Annotated in this window: 13 protein-coding genes; 9 read left to right on the forward strand and 4 right to left on the reverse strand. The window is 67.4% G+C overall.

Annotated elements, in window-relative coordinates:
• Positions 1-2: 2 nt before the first annotated feature.
• The 8 genes from cyoB to WT60_RS22365 all read left to right on the forward strand — a co-directional run bounded on the left by cyoB (position 3) and on the right by WT60_RS22365 (position 11,282).
• Positions 3-2,009: a cytochrome o ubiquinol oxidase subunit I gene (gene cyoB, locus WT60_RS22330; protein ID WP_059671645.1), complete on the forward strand. Its 2,007-nt coding sequence runs from the start codon at positions 3-5 to the stop codon at positions 2,007-2,009.
• The gene (gene cyoC, locus WT60_RS22335; protein ID WP_059671644.1) at positions 2,009-2,617 is read left to right on the forward strand and encodes a cytochrome o ubiquinol oxidase subunit III; all 609 of its coding nucleotides are present in this window, start codon (positions 2,009-2,011) and stop codon (positions 2,615-2,617) included. Before cyoB ends, cyoC begins: the two co-directional genes overlap by 1 nt.
• Complete coding sequence (cyoD, locus tag WT60_RS22340; RefSeq protein WP_010110343.1) at positions 2,618-2,950, forward strand: cytochrome o ubiquinol oxidase subunit IV; 333 nt, start codon at positions 2,618-2,620, stop codon at positions 2,948-2,950.
• A gap of 339 nt (positions 2,951-3,289) precedes the next feature.
• On the forward strand, positions 3,290-4,036 hold the full coding sequence (locus WT60_RS22345) for a response regulator (RefSeq protein WP_059671643.1): 747 nt from the start codon (positions 3,290-3,292) through the stop codon (positions 4,034-4,036).
• The gene (locus tag WT60_RS22350) at positions 4,020-5,309 is read left to right on the forward strand and encodes an ATP-binding protein (protein ID WP_059671642.1); all 1,290 of its coding nucleotides are present in this window, start codon (positions 4,020-4,022) and stop codon (positions 5,307-5,309) included. The genes WT60_RS22345 and WT60_RS22350 overlap by 17 nt, the downstream gene beginning before the upstream one ends.
• A gap of 162 nt (positions 5,310-5,471) precedes the next feature.
• Complete coding sequence (locus WT60_RS22355; protein ID WP_060356287.1) at positions 5,472-6,680, forward strand: efflux RND transporter periplasmic adaptor subunit; 1,209 nt, start codon at positions 5,472-5,474, stop codon at positions 6,678-6,680.
• A 10-nt stretch (positions 6,681-6,690) separates the two neighbouring features.
• Positions 6,691-9,876: an efflux RND transporter permease subunit gene (locus WT60_RS22360; protein ID WP_038751005.1), complete on the forward strand. Its 3,186-nt coding sequence runs from the start codon at positions 6,691-6,693 to the stop codon at positions 9,874-9,876.
• Positions 9,873-11,282 carry an efflux transporter outer membrane subunit gene (locus WT60_RS22365; RefSeq protein WP_038751007.1) on the forward strand — a complete coding sequence of 470 codons (1,410 nt, stop codon included), beginning with the start codon at positions 9,873-9,875 and terminating at the stop codon, positions 11,280-11,282. The genes WT60_RS22360 and WT60_RS22365 overlap by 4 nt, the downstream gene beginning before the upstream one ends.
• 262 nt (positions 11,283-11,544) lie before the next feature.
• On the opposite strand, the gene catC is transcribed toward WT60_RS22365, so the two are convergent.
• Genes catC through WT60_RS22380 form a run of 3 tightly spaced genes read right to left on the reverse strand, consistent with a single transcriptional unit; the run spans position 11,545 to position 13,942 of the window.
• On the reverse strand, positions 11,545-11,835 hold the full coding sequence (gene catC / locus WT60_RS22370; RefSeq protein ID WP_038751009.1) for a muconolactone Delta-isomerase: 291 nt from the start codon (positions 11,833-11,835) through the stop codon (positions 11,545-11,547).
• 37 nt (positions 11,836-11,872) lie between these two features.
• Positions 11,873-12,775 (reverse strand): catechol 1,2-dioxygenase, encoded by a 903-nt coding sequence (catA, locus tag WT60_RS22375; RefSeq protein WP_038751063.1) that lies wholly within the window; start codon positions 12,773-12,775, stop codon positions 11,873-11,875.
• Positions 12,776-12,808: 33 nt separating this feature from the next.
• Complete coding sequence (locus WT60_RS22380; protein WP_038751011.1) at positions 12,809-13,942, reverse strand: muconate/chloromuconate family cycloisomerase; 1,134 nt, start codon at positions 13,940-13,942, stop codon at positions 12,809-12,811.
• A gap of 89 nt (positions 13,943-14,031) precedes the next feature.
• Between WT60_RS22380 and WT60_RS22385 the strand changes: the two genes are divergently transcribed.
• Positions 14,032-14,919 (forward strand): LysR family transcriptional regulator, encoded by an 888-nt coding sequence (locus WT60_RS22385; RefSeq protein WP_038751012.1) that lies wholly within the window; start codon positions 14,032-14,034, stop codon positions 14,917-14,919.
• Positions 14,920-14,956: 37 nt separating this feature from the next.
• Here WT60_RS22385 and andR read toward each other — a convergent pair whose 3' ends face one another.
• Positions 14,957-15,982, reverse strand: coding sequence for an anthranilate 1,2-dioxygenase regulatory protein AndR (andR, locus tag WT60_RS22390; RefSeq protein WP_059581290.1), 1,026 nt, complete (start codon positions 15,980-15,982; stop codon positions 14,957-14,959).
• Positions 15,983-16,168 lie beyond the last annotated feature (186 nt).

Consider the following 16,168-nt stretch of genomic DNA (forward strand, 5'->3'; position numbering starts at 1 on the left):
GCATGTTCGGTAAATTGACGCTTTCGGCGATCCCGTTCGATCAGCCGATCATCATGGGCGCGGCCGCGTTCATGGCGCTCGTCGTGCTCGGGATTCTGGGCACGCTGACCTGCACGAAGCGCTGGAAATGGCTGTGGTCCGAGTGGCTGACGACCGTCGACCACAAGAAGCTCGGCGTGATGTACATCATCGTCGCGCTGATCATGCTGCTGCGCGGCTTCGCCGACGCCGTGATGATGCGCCTGCAGCTCGCGCTCGCATACAACGGCCCGGGCTACCTGCCGCCGCATCATTACGATCAGATCTTCACCGCGCACGGCGTCATCATGATCTTCTTCATGGCGATGGCGTTCATGATCGGTCTGATGAACATCATCGTGCCGCTGCAGATCGGCGCGCGCGACGTCGCGTTCCCGTTCATCAATTCGCTGAGCTTCTGGATGACGGCGGTCAGCGCGATCCTGATCAACATCTCGCTTGTCGTCGGCGAATTCGCGCAAACGGGCTGGCTCGCGTATCCGCCGCTGTCGGAGCTGCAGTTCAGTCCGGGCGTCGGCGTCGATTACTACTTGTGGGCGCTGCAGATATCCGGCGTCGGCACGTTGCTCACGGGCGTGAACTTCTTCGTGACCATCCTGCGGATGCGCGCGCCCGGCATGACGCTGATGAAGATGCCCGTGTTCACGTGGACCGCGCTCTGCACGAACGTCCTCATCATGGCGTCGTTCCCGATCCTGACGGTCACGCTCGCGCTCCTCGGCCTCGACCGTTACCTCGGCATGCACTTCTTCACGAACGATGCCGGCGGCAACGCGATGCTGTATCTGAACCTGATCTGGGCGTGGGGCCATCCGGAGGTCTACATCCTGATCCTGCCTGCGTTCGGGATCTTCTCGGAAGTGGTCGCGACCTACGCGAAGAAGCCGCTTTTCGGCTACAAGACGATGGTTTATGCGTCGTGCGCGATCATGGTGCTGTCGTTCCTCGTGTGGCTGCACCACTTCTTCACGATGGGCTCGGGCGCGAACGTGAACGCGTTTTTCGGGATCATGACGATGGTGATCGCGATTCCGACCGGCGTGAAAGTGTTCAACTGGCTGTTCACGATCTATCGCGGCCGGCTCGAATTCTCGACGCCGATCCTCTGGACGATCGGCTTCATGGTGACGTTCACGCTCGGCGGGATGACGGGCGTGATGATGGCGATCCCCGGCGCGGACTTCGTGCTGCACAACAGCCTGTTCCTGATCGCGCACTTCCACAACGTGATCATCGGCGGCGTGCTGTTCGGCTATCTCGCGGGCTTCAACTACTGGTTCCCGAAGGTGTTCGGCTTCAAGCTGAACGAGAAGCTCGGCCGGGCCGCGTTCTGGTTCTGGCAGGTCGGCTTCTACGTCGCGTTCGTGCCGCTCTACGTGCTCGGCTTCATGGGCATGACGCGCCGCCTGAATCATTACGACAACCCCGCGTGGCATCCGTGGCTCATCGTCGCCGCATGCGGCGCCGCGCTGATCGCGATCGGCATCGCGTGCCAGCTTCTGCAACTGGTCGTCAGCCTGCGCGATCGCAAGCAGCCCGAGAACCGCGATCTCACGGGCGACCCGTGGGGCGGCCGCACGCTCGAATGGGCGACGTCGTCGCCGCCGCCCGCGTACAACTTCGCGACGATTCCGCGCGTGCACGCGCTCGACGAATTCGCGTACCGCAAGGAGCGCGGCCTCGGCATCGGCAAGCAAGCGGAGTATCGCGACATCCACATGCCGTCGAACACGAGCGCGGGACTGTTCGTCGGCGTGTTCAGCCTCGTGCTCGGCTTCGCGGCGGTATGGCACATCTGGTGGCTCGCGATCGCGGCGCTCGTCGGCATCGTCGCGACGGTGATCGCGCATAGCGCGAGCGACAACGACGGCTATTACATCCCGGCCGAAGCCGTTCGCAAGATCGAGGAAAAACGCGGCGGCGCACGCTTCGTCGCGCGGCCGGCGCAAGTCGAACTGGAGGCAAACTGATGTCGTATCAATCCGCGAGCGCCGCTCGTCATCTGGACGCGCACGATCATCCGCCGTCGCATTCGGTGTTCGGCTTCTGGCTGTACCTGATGACCGACTGCGTGATCTTCGCCGCGCTGTTCGCCGTGTTCGCGGTGATGGCGCACCAGTTCGCGGGCGGCCCGACCGCCGTCGACCTGTTCGACATCCCGGGCGTCGCGCTCGAGACCGCGCTGCTGCTCACGAGCAGCATCACGTACGGCTTCGCGATGATCGGCGCGCAGCGCGGCCGCCGCGGCGCGCTGCTCGGCTGGCTCGCGGTGACGTTCGCGCTCGGCGCGGCGTTCCTCGGCCTCGAGCTGCGCGAGTTCTCGCACATGATCGCCGAAGGCGCGGGGCCGCAGCGCAGCGCGTTCCTGTCGTCGTTCTTCACGCTCGTCGGCACGCACGGGCTGCACGTCGCGATCGGCCTCTTGTGGATGGCCGTGCTCGCGTTTCAGGCGGTGCGCCGCCCGGCGCTGACCGAGCGCGACATTCGCCGGCTCACCTGCCTGAGTCTTTTCTGGCACTTCCTCGACATCGTCTGGATCTGCGTCTTTACCTTTGTCTATCTCGCGAGCGTGATCTAAATGACCGATACGCACCTCTCTCACGACGGCGAAGCGCACGGCACGGTGGGCGGCTACGTCGCCGGGTTCATCCTGTCGGTCCTGTTGACGGCGGCGTCGTTCGGACTCGTGCTGAGCGGCGCGCTGTCGTCGCACGCGTCGCTGATCGCGCTCGCGGCGCTCGCGTTCGTGCAGATCGTCGTGCACCTCGTCTATTTCCTGCACATGAACGCATCGTCCGGCCAGCGCTGGAACGTGATGGCGTTCAGCTACACGGTGCTGACGGCGGCGATCCTGATCGTCGGCACGCTTTGGGTCATGCACAACGTCGGCATGAACATGATGTCGCGCTGACGGCCGCCGCAGCAGGCGCCGAACGGCCGACGCGCCCGGGTCCGTGCCGGCCGGCCCGTCGAGAAGCCGCCCATTTCCGCATCGCCCCTCAAAGATTGGACACTGATCCAGCCTTTTTGGGGCGGTTCGCATCGGGGCGGCTTTTTTGCGTGCCCGGTGCGCGCGGGGCATGCATGCGATACTGCGCCGTAATAAACGGTAAGACTCGCAAAGAACCGGCAACCGATCGGCGCACGTTCTTCGCTATAGTCGTCGGGTCAGAAGGCCGGCTGCCGGCGCGGCGGGAAGCGGCGCGGGTTCGCGGCTTTGTACGTTTGCCGCCATCTTGTGCTCACGACCATGCACGAAACGTCCCTTCAGATCCTGCTGATCGACGACGACGCCGCGCTGCGCGATCTGCTGAGAATCTTCTTCCAGCAACGCGGCGTCGCCGTTTCGGTTCTCCACGACGCCGCCGGGCTTGCGCGCCGGCTTGAACTCGAGCGGCCGTCGATCATCGTGCTCGACCTGATGATGCCGGGCATCGACGGGCTGACGGCGCTCAAGCAGCTACGCGCGAACGGCGACACGATTCCCGTCATCATGCTGACCGCGCGCGCCGACGGCATCGACCGGGTGGTCGGGCTGGAGCTCGGCGCGGACGACTATCTCGGCAAGCCGTTCATGCCGCAGGAACTGCTTGCGCGGATTCACGCGGTGCTGCGCCGGCATGCGCCGCCGCGCCCGCGGGGGCAGGGCGCCGGGCAGCGGGCGCCGCTGCGGTTCGGTCCATTCCGGTTCGATTTCGCCGGGCGTACGCTGTTGCGCGACGGCGAGCCGGTGAAGCTCACGGGCAGCGAATACGCGCTGCTCGAAGCGTTCGCTTTGCATCCGATGGAGACGCTGTCGCGCGCGCGGCTGCTCGACCTGCTGCACGGCCCGTATTCCGACCTGACGGAGCGCGGCATCGACGTGCCGGTGTGGCGCCTGCGCCGCCTGCTGGAAAACGATCCCGCGCGGCCGCGCTACATCCGGACGATGCGCGGCGTGGGCTACATGTTCGTACCGGGCGGCGCGAGCAGCGGCGACGATGAAGAATCCCGCTGACACGCTGTTCGTCCGTCTCGCGCTGATGACGGTGGGGCTCATCGTCGCGGTTCACGTGCTCGGCATCGTGCTGCTGGACCGCGAGCGCTTCGCGCTCGAAGTGGAGCAGACGCGGCGTGCCGTCGCGCTGTCGGTGCAGGCGCGCGCGACGGGCGGCGAACTGGGGCGCGCCGTCAGCTCGACGCTCGGCGCATCGTTCGTCAACGTCGGCGACGCGGCGGCATATGGTTGTCCCGCGTCGTGCGCGGATACGAATGGTCCGTTCGAGCGCGATCTGCGCCGCCAGCTTCCGCCCGGCTCGCACGTCGTGGCCGACGAAGGCACCAATGCGCTGTGGGTGCGCTATCCGGACGACCATTACTGGGTGACGATGACGAGCGCGATGCCGTCATTTGCACGCTTCATCGGCATGTCGTCGCTGACGGTGCTGCTGGCGATCGCGCTGGCCGTCCTCGGCGCATGGCACTTGCAGCGGCCGCTCAGGCGGCTCGCGCAGGCGGCCCGCGAGTACCGGCTCGGCCACCGGCCGCCTGTCGTGCGGGAGAGCGGGCCGCGCGAGGTGAAGGAACTGGTCGGCGACTTCAACGACATGGTGCGTGAACTGGCGCTGATGGAGCAGGAGCGATCGGTGATGCTGGCGGGTCTTGCGCACGACCTGCGCGCGCCGATCACGCGAATGCAGGTGCGCGCGGATCTGCTGCCCGACGAGGCGAATCGCACGGGCTTCCTGCGCGACGCGCAATCGCTGTCGCGGATCGTCACGCAGTTCCTCGACTTCGCGCGGGACGCCGCTGACGCGTCGCCGGTCGCGAACGTCGATGCGCATTGCCGTCAGCATTACGGCGACAGCCTGGGCGAAGATGCGCTGCTGACGCTCGACCTGCGCGCGGGCGACGGCTTCGGCCTGCCGCTCGTCGATCTGGACCGGATCTTGTCGAACCTGATCGAGAACGCGCTCACCTACGGCGAGCCGCCCGTCGAGATCGCGACGCGCGCGACGGCCGGCGGCTACGTGCTGAGCGTGCGCGATCACGGCGCAGGCATTCCACCCGCGCAGCTCGAACGCGCGCTGCGTCCGTTCGTTCGGCTCGACGCCGCGCGCGGCGGCGATGCGCATTGCGGCCTCGGCCTTGCAATCGTCAGGCGGCTCGTCCGCTATCACGGCGGTGCGCTCGCCGCGTGCAACGCGCCCGACGGCGGCTTCGTCGCGACGATGACCTTCCCGCTCCCGTCGCGCGGCGCGATCACGCATCCCGACGATTTGGGGCGCTGAACGACGCATTTCCTGACGTCCGTTACACGCTGTAATGCGGCGCTAAGCACCCGTAAGGGGCATTTCCTTACGCTCGTGGTTTCCTGTTCCGCCGTGCACCGGCTACTTTCGGCGCGCGCCGTCGCGCGTGCGGCGGAACCGACACGGAGCTGACGAGAAGCCATGAACCGCCTACCCATTCCATCCGATCGTCCGCGCGCACCGGCGCGCCCGTTGCACCGGCGTGCGTCGCTCGCGCTCGTCGTCCTGGCCGTCTCGTTGCAAGCGGGGTGCGGCCAGCGCGGGGCGTCCGGCGCAGGCGCCGCGGCTGTCGAAGTCGGCGTGGTGACGCTAGCCGAGCAGTCCATCGTCCAGCACACCGAATTGTCGGGCCGGTTGTCCGCGATCAAGGTCGCCGAGGTGCGACCGCAGATCGGCGGGATCGTCCGCAAGCGGCTCTTCACCGAAGGCTCGGACGTGAAGGCGGGGCAGGTGCTGTACCAGATCGATCCGGCGACCTATCAGGCCGCATACGATCAGGCGCGCGGCACGCTCGCGAAGGCGCAGGCGACGCTCGCGTCGGCGAAGACCAAGGCCGATCGCTACGCGGAACTGGTCAAGATCAACGCGGTCAGCAGGCAGGATTACGACGACGCGGTCGCGGCCGTGCGCGAGGACGCCGCCGACGTGATCGCCGATCAGGCGTCGCTCGAATCCGCGCGCGTCAACCTCGGCTACACGCGGATCGCCGCGCCCGTGTCGGGGCGGATCGGCGCGTCGAGCGTCACCGAAGGGGCGCTCGTCACGGCGGATCAGACGACTGCGCTGGCGACGATCCAGGCGATCGACGAAATGTATCTCGACGTGTCCCGCGCGAGCGCCGATTGGCTGAAGCTGCGCCGCGCGTTCGCGTCGGGCAGGCTGAAAACGGCGGGGAGCGGTGCGGCCGTCAAGCTCTTGCTCGAAGACGGCGCGGAGTACGAGCAAGCCGGCACGCTGCAGTTCTCGGACATTACGGTCGATGCGACAACAGGCTCCGTGACGCTGCGGATGATCTTTCCGAATCCGGACCACGCGCTGCTGCCCGGCATGTTCGTACGCGCGCGGCTCGACGAGGGCACGGACGATCATGCGCTGCTCGTGCCGCAGCTCGCGGTGACGCGCAGATCGGATGGCGGCGCGACGGTATTCGTGGTCGACGAGAAAGGCAACGCGAAGCAGGCGGCGGTGAAGGCCGACACCGCATACGGCGATCAATGGATCGTCACACAGGGGCTGAAGGCGGGCGATCGCGTGATCGTCAGCGGATTGCAGCAGGTGCGTAGCGGAACGCCGGTCCGGATCGCCGGCGACGACACGTCCGCCGCAACCGCGGCGTCGGCGGCACACTGAGGGGGGCGGCATGGCGAGCTTCTTCATCAACCGTCCGATTCTCGCGTGGGTGATGGCGATCGTCGTGATGATGATCGGCGCGGCGTCGGTCACGACACTACCGGTCGAGCAGTATCCGAGCATTGCGCCGCCTTCGGTGCAGATCACGGCCACCTATCCCGGCGCATCCGCCGAGACGATCGCGGCCACCGTCACGCAGGTGATCGAGCAGAAGCTGAGCGGCATCGACAATCTGCTGTACCTGTCTTCGAAGAGCAGCGCGGCCGGCCAGGCGACGATCACGCTGACGTTCCAGCCCGGCACCGATCCCGACATCGCGCAGGTGCAGGTGCAGAACAAGGTCAGCCAGGCGACGTCGTCGCTACCGCAGACCGTGCAGGAGCAGGGCGTGCAGGTCGCGAAATCGGCGAGCGATTTCCTGATGATCGTCGCATTGTCGTCGCCGGGCGGCAGCCTCGATTCGATCGATCTCGGCAACGTGATCGCGACGCAGCTCGAGGATCAGCTCACGCAGGTAAGCGGCGTCGGCGACGTCACGCTGTTCGGCGCGCAACATGCGATGCGGATCTGGCTCGATCCGGTGAAGATGCATGGCTTTGGCGTCGCGACATCCGACGTGACGACAGCGATCACCAACCAGAACGTGCAGATGTCGGTCGGGCAGTTGGGCGGCGCGCCCGCCACCGACGCGCAGGCGCTCAACGCGACGATTTCCGCCGCCAGCCTCCTGACCACGCCGGAGCAATTCGGCGACATCCTGCTGCGCGTGAACGCCAACGGCTCGAAAGTGCGATTGAAGGACGTCGCGCGCGTCGAAGTGGGCGGCGACAGCTACGATACGTCGTCGCGGCTGAACGGCAAGCCGGCCGCCGCGCTCGCGATCAAACTCGCGACGGGCGCGAACGCGATGACGGTCGAGACCGCCGTACGCGCGAAGATCGATGAGCTGAAGCCGCAATTGCCGAATGACCTCGCAATCACGTATCCGTACGATACGACGCCGTTCGTGCGGATCTCGATCGAGGAGGTGCTGAAGACGCTCGTCGAGGCGGTCGTGCTGGTGTTCCTCGTGATGTACCTGTTCCTGCAGAACGTGCGCGCGACGCTGATCCCGACCATCGTCGTGCCGGTCGCGCTGCTCGGCACGTTCGCGGTGATGGCCGCAGTCGGCTTCTCGATCAACGTGCTGTCGATGTTCGGCATGGTGCTCGCAATCGGCCTGCTCGTCGACGACGCGATCGTCGTGGTCGAGAATGTCGAGCGGATCATGGCCGAGGAGAAGCTCGGACCGAAGGACGCGACCCGCAAGGCGATGGGACAGATCACGGGTGCGCTCGTCGGCATCACGACGGTGCTGACCGCCGTGTTCATTCCGATGGCGTTCTTTTCCGGATCGACGGGGGCGATCTACCGGCAGTTTTCGATCACGATCGTCGCGGCGATGGCGCTGTCGGTCGTGCTCGCGATGACGCTTACGCCCGCGCTGTGCGCGACGCTGCTCAAGCGCGCCGACGTCGAGCATCACGCGCGGCGCGGTTTCCTCGGCTGGTTCAATCGCGCGTTCGCGGCCGGCAACGCTCGCTATAGCGCGACGCTCGTGCGGATGGTCGGCCGGCCGGGGCGCTACCTGATCGTCTACGCGCTGATCGGCGCGCTCGTTGCATGGCTTTACGTCAAGCTGCCGTCGTCGTATCTGCCGGACGAAGACCAGGGCTATTTCCTCGTGTCGATCTCGACGCCGGTCGGCACGCCTGCCGGGCAAACGCTGAAGACGGTCGAGCGGGTCGAACGCTACTTCCTGAAGGACGAACCATCGGTCGACCAGATGATCACGGTCAACGGTTTCAGCTTCAACGGACAAGGCCAGAACAACGCGCTCGCATTCGTTTCGCTGAAGAACTGGAGCGTGCGGACCGCGTCCGGCCAGACGGCCACCGCGATCATCGCGCGCGCGAACGCGCATTTCGCGAAGGAACGCGATGCGCAGGTGTTCGTGATGAATCCGCCCGCGATTCACGACCTCGGCACGCAGAGCGGCCTCGATTTCGAGCTCGAGGATCGCGGCGGACAGGGGCACGACAAGCTGCTCGCCGCGCGCAACCGGCTGATGGCGCTGGCTGCGAAGGACCCGGCGCTCGCGCTGATGCGGCCGTCCGGCCTCGAAGATGCGCCGCAGTTCCACATCGACATCGATCGCGAGAAGGCAAGCGCGCTCGGGCTGTCGATCTCGGACGTCGACGGCACGTTGCAGACCGCGTTCGGCTCGACCTACGTGAACAACTATGTCGATACGGGGCGCATTCAGAAGGTTTACGTGCAGGCCGACGCGCCCTTCCGGATGATGCCCGCCGACATCGATCAATGGTACGTGAAGGCTTCGTCGTCGTCCTCGTCTTCGTCTTCCACGTCATCGGGGGCGACGAATTACGACGGATCGATGGTGCCGTTCTCCGCGTTCTCGACGAGCCGCTGGACGTTCGGGCCGCCGCAGATCGAGCGCTACAACCGCACGCTCGCGATGGAAATGTCCGCGCAGACCGGCCCGGGCGCGAGCACGGGGCAGGCGATGACGGCCGTCGAGCGGCTCGCGAAGCAGTTGCCGGCCGGGTTCGGCGTCGAATGGACCGGCCAGTCCTATCAGGAGCGGCTCGCCGGATCGCAGGCGGTCTATCTTTACGCGATCTCGCTGATCGTCGTGTTTCTGTGCCTGGCGGGTCTTTACGAGAGCTGGTCCGTGCCGCTCGCGGTGATTCTGGTGGTGCCGCTCGGCGTGCTGGGCGCGTTGCTCGGCGCGCATCTGCGCGGGCTGTCGAACGACATCTATTTCAAGGTCGGGCTGCTCGCGACGATCGGGCTGTCGACGAAGAACGCAATCCTGATCGTCGAATTCGCGAAGGATCTGCAGGCGGAAGGGCGCGGGTTGATCGACGCGGCGCTGGAAGCCGCGCACATGCGGCTGAGGCCGATCCTGATGACGTCGCTCGCGTTCGTGTTCGGCGTGCTGCCGCTCGTGATCAGCACGGGCGCGGGCTCGGCGAGCCGGCGTGCGATCGGCACGGGCGTGACGGGCGGGATGGTCGCCGCGACGGCGCTCGCGATCTTCTTCGTGCCGATTTTCTTTGTCGTCGTGCGCAGGTTGTTCGGCGAGCACGGCCATTCGAGCGACACGCAACAGGCCGGCGAGGGCGAAGCATGAAATTCAAGACTTTGAGTCTGGCCTGCGCGATCGCGCTGAGCGCCTGTTCGCTCGATCCCGCGTATCAGCGTCCCGCGTCGCCCGTCGAAGCGGCGTGGCCGGCGTACGCATCCGATGCCGCGGTGTCGCGTACGGCGCAGGCGCCGCTCGCGGCCGACGTGGGCTGGCGCGATTTCTTCAAGGACGCGCGGCTGCAGCGGCTGATCGCGCTCGCGCTCGACAATAACCGCGATTTGCGCGTCGCCGCGCTGAACGTCGCCGAATACGAGGCGCAGTACCGGATCGCACGGGCGAATCTCGCGCCGGCGATCGACGCGTCCGGCTCGCTCACGCGCGAGCGCGCGCTCGGCACGGAGTCCGGTCTCGGCTCCAGCAGCGTGAGTGTCGGCACCACGTCTTGGGAGATCGATTTCTTTGGGCGGCTGCGCAGCCTGAAGCGGCAGGCGCTCGAACAGTATCTCGCGACCGACGCGTCGCGCACGAGCACGCAGATCAGTCTGATCGCGACGGTGGCGACCGATTATCTGCAATGGCTCGCGGACGGCGCGCTGTTGAAGATCGCCGCCGACACGGTGGCCGCCGATCGGCAGACGCTCGATTTGACGATGGCGAGCATGAAGATCGGCAACGCGTCGCTGCAGGACGTTCGGCAGGCGCAGAACTCGCTCGCGAGCGCGCGGGCGAGCCTCGCGTCCTACACGCGCGCGGTCGAGCAGGATCTCAACAATCTCGTCGCGGCGATCGGCTGTCCGCTGCCCGACGATCTGCCGCCCGCCGGGACGCTGGAGAGCCGGAGCCTGCTGGAGGATATCGGCGCGGGCGTGCCGTCGGACCTGCTGGCGCGCCGGCCGGACATCGTCGAGGCCGAGCACACGCTGAAGGCCGCGAACGCGAATATCGGCGCGGCGCGCGCGGCGTTCTTCCCGAAGATCGCGTTGACCGCGTCGGCGGGCACGTCGAGCAGCAGCCTGTCGGGCCTATTCAAGGCGGGCAGCGGCGCATGGACGTTCGCGCCGACGATCACGATGCCGATTTTCGATTACGGCAGCAACAAGGCGTCGCTCGACGTCGCGAAGATCGAGAAGGACATCGACATCGCCGACTACGAGAAGGCGATCCAGACCGCGTTCAAGGAAGTCGCGAATGCGCTCGTCGGGCGCGAGACCTATGTCGAGCAGGTGGCGGCCGACCGCGAATACGTCGCGTCGGCGCAGGAATACTACGCGCTTGCCCAGGCGCGCTACCGGAATGGCACCGACAGCTTCCTCACGCTGCTCGACGCGCAGCGTACGCTGTACACCGCGCAACAGCAGCTCGTCACGGATCTGCTGGCGAAGCAGTCGAACCTGATCACGCTGTACAAGGCGCTCGGCGGCGGCTGGTCGGCGCCGGGGCGCAGCGGGTAGCGCGGCGGAATGCGACGCTCGGGGATGTCGGCGTCGTCGTGTCGAGGCGAGTTGGTCGGTGAATGAGCAGGCGAATGAGCAGGCGCATCGGCGGGCGATCGGCTCAATCCGGGCGGCGCGCCTCAGCGGGTGCGCGGGCGGCATCGCACGCGCGTAAGTCTCCGACGAGCGAGCCGGGCGGCAGCGATCGAGCGATGCGCGCCGCCCGGCGACGGGCGGCGTTTTCGTCGGGGCGGCGCATTGCGAAGAGGTGCGCCGCCGCTCAGCGATCGTCGTCGCGGATCGACGACGGATGACGGCACAGCGCGCGCACGTCGATCTGCATGTACGGGAACAGCGGCAATTGGCTCAGCACGTCGTGCAGGTGCGCGGGGCTCTCGACGTCGAAGATGCTGACGTTCGCGTAGCGGCCCGCGACGCGCCACAGGTGCCGCCACACGCCTTCGCGCTGCAGCCGCTGCGCCATTTCCTTTTCTTCCGACTTCAGGCTCGCCGCCTTCACCGGATCGATGTCGACGGGCAGGTTGACGGTCATTTCCACATGAAACAGCATGGCTCGCTCCTTGTGTTGAACGTGATCGCGACACCCGTCACGCTTGCGCGCGAACGCGCTCGACTTCGCTCGCCGGCACGTCGCCGCGCTCGGGCGTCAGCGAGAAGTCGAAATCGATCAGCGCGAACCGGCCGTCGACGCCGTACGGCTTGCCTTGCGCGCCTTCGGCCTGCTCGATCTTCGGAATCAGGCCCTCGCGTGTCGCGAACGCGAAGTCGTCCCAGATGTGCGGATCGCCCTCGATGTTGATCTGCGTCGTCAGCTTGCGATGGCCCGGCGCGGACACGAAGAAGTGGATGTGCGCGGGGCGGTGCCCGTGGCGGCCGAGCTGGTCGAGCAACTGCTCGGTCTTGCTGCCGGGCGGCACGCTGTAGCCGACGGGCAGCACGCTGCGGAAGCTGTAGCGGCCGTCGGCGCCGGTGCGGATCGAGCGGCGCAGATTGAACGCCGGCTGAGACGGATCGAAGTACGAATAATTGCCGAGATGGTTCGCGTGCCACACTTCGACGAGCGCGTTCGCGAGCGGCGCGCCGTCTTGCCCGAGCACGCGGCCGCGCATCACGAGCGTCTGGCCCGGATCGGTGCCGTCGTCGAGCCGCGCGTGGCCGACCGATTCCGGCGCGCCCGCGACGTACAGCGGCCCTTCGATCGTGCGCGGCGTGCCGCCTTGCAGGCCCGCTTTCGCTTCGGCTTCGTCCATCCGCACGTCCAGGAAGCGCTCGAAGCCGAGGCCGGCTGCGATCAGGCCGAATTCCTTGCCCGCTTCGTTCAGGTAGTTGAGCGCGGTCCAGAACTCGCTCGGCTGCACGTCGAAATCCTCGATCGTGTGGAACAGATCCTTCACGATCCGATTGACGATCGCGCGCACGCGCGGGTTGCCGGGCTTCGTCGCGGCGTCGTCGAACGACTTCAGCAGGGCGTCGATGGCTTCCTTGTTCATCTGCGTCTCCAATATCAAAGAATGATGGCGTGGTCAGCGGGCCCGGCGTCGCATCCGCTCGATGCGGGCCCAGTCGAATGTGATGCCGAGGCCGGGGGCGGCCGGCAGGTGCAGCTTGAAATCCGCGTAGCGCAGCGGCTCGACGAGAATCTCCTCGGTCAGCAGCAGCGGGCCGAACAGCTCGGTGCCCCACTTGAGCGGGCCGAACGTGCTGAAGAGCTGCGCCGACGCGATCGTGCCGGCCGCGCCTTCGAGCATCGTGCCGCCGTACAGCTCGATGCCGGCCGCGGCCGCGATCGCGGCGACGGCGGCCGCGCCTTGCAGGCCGCCCGATTGCGCGATCTTCACCGCGAACACGTCGGCCGCGCGGTCGCGCGCGAGCGCGAACGCATCGACGGGGCCGTGCAGCGCCTCGTCGGCCATGATCGGAATGTGCGCGAGCGCGGTCAGGCGTTTGAGGCCCGCGCGGTTCGCGGCGGCGATCGGCTGCTCGACGAGGCTCACGCCGGCTTGCGCGAGCCTTGCGCCCGCCCACACCGCCTCGCTTTCGGTCCACGCCTGGTTCACGTCGACGCGCACGTCGCCGCGCTCGCCGAGCGCGCGCTTGATCGCGACGACGTGCGCGACGTCGTCGGCCACCGCGCGCGCGCCGATCTTCAGCTTGAACGCGCGATGGCGGCGCGCCTCGAGCATCGCTTCGGCCTCCGCAATGTCGCGGCCGGTGTCGCCGCTCGCGAGCGTCCATGCGACGTCGAGCGCATCGGTCGCGCGGCCGCCGAACAGTTCGGAGAGCGGCACGCCGAGACGGCGCGCCTGCGCGTCGAAGAGGGCCGTCTCGAGCGCGCATTTCGCGAAGCGGTTGCCCTGGAACAGCTTGCGCACGTGCGCCATCGCGGCGCCCGGACGGGTCGCGTCCGCGCCTTGCAGCAGCGGCGCGAAATAGGTGTCGACGTTCGTCTTGATGCTCTCGGGGCTTTCTTCGCCGTACGCGAGACCGCCGATCGTCGTGCCTTCGCCGACGCCTTCGATACCGTCCGAGCATCGAACGCGCACGAGCACGAGCGTCTGGCGGTTCATCGTCGCAACCGACAGCTTGTGCGGCCGGATCGTCGGCACGTCGACGAGCAGCGTCTCGATGCGGTCGATGGTGATGCCTGTTGCTATCATCGGAATCCTCCTGTCGCACACATGGTAGAAACAAACGCGCGGCGGCGTCCAACACCCTTTCCGACTACTTCCATACTTTCGAGGTATGCATGGAACTGCGTCAGCTCCGGTATTTCATCGCGGTGGCCGAGGAGATGAACATCACGCGCGCCGCGCAGCGGCTGCACATGACGCAGCCGCCGCTCAGCCGCCAGTTGCAACTGATCGAGGACGAGATCGGCCTGCCGCTCTTCGAGCGCGGCGCGCGGCCGCTGAAGCTGACCGACGCGGGGCGGGTGCTGTACGCGCAGGCGCGGCGCGTGCTCGAGCAGGCCGACGAACTCGCGCCGCTCACGCGGCGGCTCGCGCAGGCGGCCGAGCGCATCGTGATCGGCTTCGTGCCGTCGACGCTGTACGGCGCGCTGCCCGACGTGATCCGCGCGTTTCGCGAGGCCGCGCCGGCGGTCGAGCTGTCGCTGATCGAAATGTTCACGCTAGAGCAACTGGGCGCGCTCAAGGGCGGGCGCATCGACATCGGCTTCGGCCGGCTGCGTTTCGACGACGACCAGCTCGTGCGCGAGGTGCTCGTCGAGGAGCGGCTGATCGCGGCGCTGCCGCACGGCCATCCGCTCGCCGCGCCGGATGCGCCGATCTCGCTCGCGGACGTCGCCGGGCAGACGCTGATCGTGTACCCGAGCACGCCGCGGCCGAGCTTCGCCGATCAGCAGCTGTCCGCGCTGCGCGACGGCGGGCTCGCGCCCGCGGCGGTGCACGAGGTGCGCGAGCTGCAGACGGCGCTCGGGCTCGTCGCCGCGCAAGTGGGCGTGTCGCTCGTGCCGGAGAGCGTCGAAGGGGTGAGGGTGAAGGGCGTCGTCTACCGGCGGCTGCCGGAGCCCGTCGCGACGTCGCCGATCATCCTGAGCCGGCGGCTGCACGACGAAAGCCGCGCGACCGCGCTGTTCTGCTCGCTCGCGCGCGAGCTGATGGCGGGCCGCTGACGCCGCGCGCCGCGCGGATGAAGGGGAAACGTAAGAATCAGGCGTCGCGCTCGCCGGCGAGCGTCGCGGAAGGCAGTTCGCCGAACCGTTCCCGGTATGCGAGCGCGAAGCGGCCGAAATGCGCGAATCCGCAGTCGAGCGCGATCTCGGCGATCCGGCGGTCGGGCCCCGCCGCGCGCAGCAGTTCGCGCGCGCGGTCGAGGCGCAGCTTGCGCAGGTACTGCATCGGGCTCATCCCGCGAAACTGCAGGAAGCCGTCGCGCAGCGTGCGCTCGGGCACGCCCGCCGCCTGTGCGATGTCGGCGAGTTGCAGCGGCAGCGCGAACTGGACGTCGATGAATTCCTGCGCGCGCCGCACGAAGCCGGGCGCGGGATCGGCGCGCCGCACGGGCGCGGCGGCGGGCGGATGGCCGTCGATCAGCAGATCGAGCAGCAGTTGTTCGAGCGCGGCCGCGACGCGCGGGTTCGCGCTCGCGCTCGCGATCAGCTCGGGCGAGCGCGCGACGAGCTTCAACTGCTGCATCCACGCGCTCAGCGCCGAATCGTCGACGCCGATCACCGGGTCGAGCGACGCGGCCGCGTCGCCCGCGTGCGCGGCGAGCGTCGCCGCATCGATACGGAGGACGAACTGCTCGCAATCGCGGGACAAATGCGCGTCGAACGGCTCGCCGGGCGCGCACAGCACGCCCGTGTGCGCATCGACGTCGAACGCGCGGCCCATCGTGCGGACCTGCGCGCTGCCGGTCAGACAAAACATCAGCAGGTGGTAGCCGTCGACCGCGTCGATGCGCACGCGCATCGCGTCGCCGAACGCAATGGTTCCGATTCCAAGCCCGCCGAGCCGCACGAAATCCATGTGCGACGGCCCATGGCGCGTGCCGTCCGGCAGCAGCGCATGCGGCTGCATCACGCGCGAGATCCGCTCGCGCGTCTCGTCGAGGTCGCGCGATTCGAACAGCCGGTGCCCGCGCAGCGCGAGCGGGTCGAATGGGGTCGGGGGCATGATCGTCTGCCTCGCACAAAGCGCCGGCGTCCTGAATATCGTTCGTCGGCCGGGCGGCATGTCTGATGCGCGCATCGTAGCGCGGAAATCCGCCGGAAGTGGATACTGCGCCGCCGCAATCGCACTTTCCGGATAGACGGCGAATTCTAGCGTTTCAAAAATCGGTCTCGTCAGGCGGATTGTCGTCCGCCTCAACCGCAAGCATCTTGCATGGGAGTGGAGTGAGCGCTGAAGCGCTGGCTCCGA

The sequence above is a fragment of the Burkholderia sp. MSMB617WGS genome (genome assembly GCF_001532025.2).
In the GTDB taxonomy this organism is placed as follows: Bacteria; Pseudomonadota; Gammaproteobacteria; order Burkholderiales; family Burkholderiaceae; genus Burkholderia; species Burkholderia savannae.

Bases quoted from the DNA above. Each gene is read 5' to 3' on its own strand.
- catA (WP_038751063.1), bottom strand. From the start codon at position 12,775: ATGAACAAGGAAGCCATCGACGCCCTGCTGAAGTCGTTCGACGACGCC.
- andR (WP_059581290.1), bottom strand. From the start codon at position 15,982: ATGCCGCCCGGCCGACGAACGATATTCAGGACGCCGGCGCTTTGTGCG.
- WT60_RS22380 (WP_038751011.1), bottom strand. From the start codon at position 13,942: ATGATAGCAACAGGCATCACCATCGACCGCATCGAGACGCTGCTCGTC.
- WT60_RS22350 (WP_059671642.1), top strand. From the start codon at position 4,020: ATGAAGAATCCCGCTGACACGCTGTTCGTCCGTCTCGCGCTGATGACG.
- cyoD (WP_010110343.1), top strand. From the start codon at position 2,618: ATGACCGATACGCACCTCTCTCACGACGGCGAAGCGCACGGCACGGTG.
- WT60_RS22365 (WP_038751007.1), top strand. From the start codon at position 9,873: ATGAAATTCAAGACTTTGAGTCTGGCCTGCGCGATCGCGCTGAGCGCC.
- catC (WP_038751009.1), bottom strand. From the start codon at position 11,835: ATGCTGTTTCATGTGGAAATGACCGTCAACCTGCCCGTCGACATCGAT.
- WT60_RS22355 (WP_060356287.1), top strand. From the start codon at position 5,472: ATGAACCGCCTACCCATTCCATCCGATCGTCCGCGCGCACCGGCGCGC.
- WT60_RS22385 (WP_038751012.1), top strand. From the start codon at position 14,032: ATGGAACTGCGTCAGCTCCGGTATTTCATCGCGGTGGCCGAGGAGATG.
- cyoB (WP_059671645.1), top strand. From the start codon at position 3: ATGTTCGGTAAATTGACGCTTTCGGCGATCCCGTTCGATCAGCCGATC.
- cyoC (WP_059671644.1), top strand. From the start codon at position 2,009: ATGTCGTATCAATCCGCGAGCGCCGCTCGTCATCTGGACGCGCACGAT.
- WT60_RS22345 (WP_059671643.1), top strand. From the start codon at position 3,290: ATGCACGAAACGTCCCTTCAGATCCTGCTGATCGACGACGACGCCGCG.
- WT60_RS22360 (WP_038751005.1), top strand. From the start codon at position 6,691: ATGGCGAGCTTCTTCATCAACCGTCCGATTCTCGCGTGGGTGATGGCG.